This window comes from Pseudanabaena sp. 'Roaring Creek', from assembly GCF_001402795.1.
Classification (GTDB): domain Bacteria; phylum Cyanobacteriota; class Cyanobacteriia; order Pseudanabaenales; family Pseudanabaenaceae; genus Pseudanabaena.
The window spans coordinates 1-3,424 of sequence record NZ_LIRE01000402.1; the positions used below are offsets into that span (position 1 = coordinate 1).

Here is a 3,424-nt window from a genome sequence, read left to right on the forward strand (position 1 = left end):
TATAGCTATAGTCAGTAATGTTAGGACAAAAATCAAACCCCATAGAGAGTTGCGGCGCGAAGCGCCGCAACTCTCTATGGGGTTTGATGTCCTGACTTAAGTGGCTATAGCTATACAAATCTAGAGATCGAGATAGCAAGGAGACATTTTTGGCGTTTTCTCGTAATATCGAGATCGCGCTAAATGTAAAATAGGGCTAGCTCAAATCGTGAAAAATTCTATGCCCGTACCCGTAGAACAGTTACTTACCTCCGAAATTCTTAAACCTGCTCGTTATTTAGGCAACGAGTTTGGCGCAGTGCGAAAACCTTGGGACAATGCGATCGTGCGTTGGTCGCTGACCTATCCCGAAATCTATGAGGTGGGTGCGTCAAACTTGGGGCATATCATTCTCTACAGCATTATTAATTCTCAAGAAGGGCAACTATGCGATCGCGCTTATCTTCCCGCCCCCGACCTCTCGGCAAAACTCCGCGCAACTAACACAGATTTGTTTGCCGTTGAGTCCAAGCGATCGTTACGGGAGTTTGACATTTTAGGATTTAGTCTCAGCTATGAATTAGGCGCAACCAACGTTCTGGAAATGTTTGACCTCGCAAGCATTCCGATGACATGGCGGGAAAGGAGCGAATTGAGCATTGAGGAATGTCCGTTAATCTTTGCAGGGGGACAGACTGCGACATCAAATCCTGAGCCTTATGCCGACTTCTTTGATTTCTTTGCCCTCGGTGATGGCGAAGAGTTGCTACCTGAAATTGGCGAAGTGATTAAGTCAGCTAAACTAGCAGGCAAAACCCGTCGCGAAATCCTGCTCGATCTTGCCAATGAAGTTGATGGCGTTTACGTTCCAGAATTCTATGACATGGATGAGAGAACAGGGGCAATTAAGCCCAATCGCCGCGATGTTTCTCCCCGCGCGCTCCGTCGCGTCGCCACCCCGATGCCCGAGCATAGCATTGGTCTAGTTCCCTTAATTGAAACGGTTCATGATCGCCTCGTGATCGAAATTCGACGTGGATGTACTCGCGGATGTCGATTCTGCCAACCAGGGATGCTCACCCGTCCCGCCCGCGATGTCGATCCTGAAAAGATTGTTGATACCATTGAGAGAGCGATTCGCGAAACTGGATATAACGAATTTTCCTTACTTTCTCTCTCTTGTTCCGATTATCTCGCCCTACCATCCGTTGGCGTACAGATCAAGAATCGCTTCAAAGATGAGCATGTCACCCTTTCCCTTCCCAGCCAAAGAGTCGATCGCTTTGATGAAAATATTGCCCATATGCTCCGCAGTGGTGATGGTCGCCAGCAAGGTTTAACCTTTGCGCCAGAGGCAGGGACGCAGCGCTTGCGGGATGTAATTAATAAGGGCTTGACCGATGAAGAGTTACTGCAGGGTATTAAAACTGCCTACGTCGAAGGTTGGGATAAGGTCAAACTCTATTTCATGATTGGCTTGCCGACGGAAACCGATGAAGATGTACTCGGCATCGTCAACACGGTGGAATGGCTACAACAGGAATGTTCGCAAAAGGGAAGAAAGAAAATCTCGTTTAACTTGACCATTTCTAACTTCACACCCAAGCCCCATACGCCTTTCCAATGGCATACTGTTTCTAGTGGCGAATTTGTACGGAAGCAACAGCTACTTCGTAAAGAGTTCCGCCGCTTGAGTGGAGTGAAGGTCAACTATACCGAAGTGCGGATTAGTGCTATGGAAGACTTTGTCGGACGGGGCGATCGCCGTTTGGGTAAGGTGCTACATCGCGCATGGCAACTGGGTGCGGGTATGGACTCATGGTTTGAGAATACCGAAAAAGCCTTTGGTGCATGGACACAGGCGATCGCGGAAGCCGATCTGGTATGGGATGCCCCATCCCTCAAGATGTCCGATCCTTTACCTTGGGATCATGTCGATACGGGGATTGATAAGCAATGGCTGATCGAAGATTGGGAAAGAGCGATCGCCGCTCAAGTAATTCCCGATTGCTCCTTTGGAGGTTGTTCTGAATGTGGTGTTTGTGGCCCTGAATTTGGGCATAATGAGGTAATTCCGCCACCAGAAGTTCCGCCAATTTCCCTAAAGAAGCCGAAAGTGCCGCCGAGAGTACAGCGTATTCGCCTCAAATTTGGCAAATTGGGCGATATGAGTTTGATTTCTCATTTAGACTTACATCGCTTCTTCCAGCGTGCGGCAAGGCGTGCGGCTTTGCCCGTTGCCCATACTGAAGGCTTTAACCCATTACCGCGTATCTCGATCGCTAAGGCTCTGCCCCTCGGACAAACCAGCAGCGCTGAGTTTGTCGATTTTGAACTGACCGCAACTATGCCCATTGAAGAGTTTCAAGAGCGCTTTCAGGCAGAGCTTGACAGTGATTTACCGATCTATGCGATCGAGGAAGTGCCTGTCCATTCTCCTTCCCTAGATGCGATGTTGGAAGTGGCTGAGTATACACTCACCTGTACATTTATTACGCCGAAGGAACGTAATGCTGCAGATATTATGGATTTGCTCGAAGGTGCAAGCTACTGCGTGCTTGCGGCTACTTCCATTCAAATGCCCAAGGTGTCGAAATCTGGACGCAATCAGATGTTGGAATTACGCGATCGCATTTTTGCAATTAATGTTCTCAATCCCGATCCTGAATTTCCCAAAATCCATTTCATGGGTAGTTGCAAGCCCGACAGCAATCTCAAGCCTGAGTATGTGGTCTATATGATGAATAAATATCTTACCGAAGAAGATGAAATTCAATTAGTCAAAGTCCATCGCGAATCGATGCGCTAACGTCAATCAAAGCCCAAATAGCAAGTGGCGGCGCTTCGCGCCGCCACTTGCTATTTGGGGGTAGGGAGATATCTCTTCTCTTGCAATACTTATTGCAGTTTTCATTTTGCCGTAGGCAAAATGAAAACTCAAAACCCTTACTATAGCTATCGCTAAGTGTACTAGGACATAAAACCCAAGAATTAATTGGCGGCGCAAAGCGCCGCCAATTAATTCTTGGGTTTTGATTTGTCCTAATTCAAGTGACTGTGGCTGTAGGATTGTTGTTTGTTTTCAAATCAGTATGCACTCATTTGAAAACCGCAATACTTAACTAATTCTGAAATAATCCGAAATAAGATATAGATCGCAATTGATCGCAAATCTTGTGCTGACGACTTCTTTGCTTTCCAACTTCTTTGTTTTCAAATTTGTTTTCTTTGAAAACAAATTTGAAAACAAAGAAGTTGGAAAATACTAAATTTACAATTACAGCAATTACCGATCGAACGAACCCCAAGAAGAATTTTGAAAGCGTTGCGAAGCAACGCTTTCAAAATTCTTCTTGGTTTGGGTTTCAGCGCAAAGCACTGTAATATAATATTCAAGAAACTTTTGAGGTGAAGATGTTTGCATTCCCAATACATTTAGCCATGC

General features: G+C 46.2%; 1 protein-coding gene. It reads left to right on the forward strand.

Annotation, left to right across the window (positions count from 1 at the left end):
* Positions 1-220: 220 nt before the first annotated feature.
* On the forward strand, positions 221-2,788 hold the full coding sequence (locus tag AC805_RS13510; protein WP_055075911.1) for a TIGR03960 family B12-binding radical SAM protein: 2,568 nt from the start codon (positions 221-223) through the stop codon (positions 2,786-2,788).
* The last annotated feature ends 636 nt before the right edge of the window (positions 2,789-3,424 follow it).

Excerpts from the sequence above, each read along its gene's own strand:
- AC805_RS13510 (WP_055075911.1), top strand. The coding sequence starts at position 221 with ATGCCCGTACCCGTAGAACAGTTACTTACCTCCGAAATTCTTAAACCT.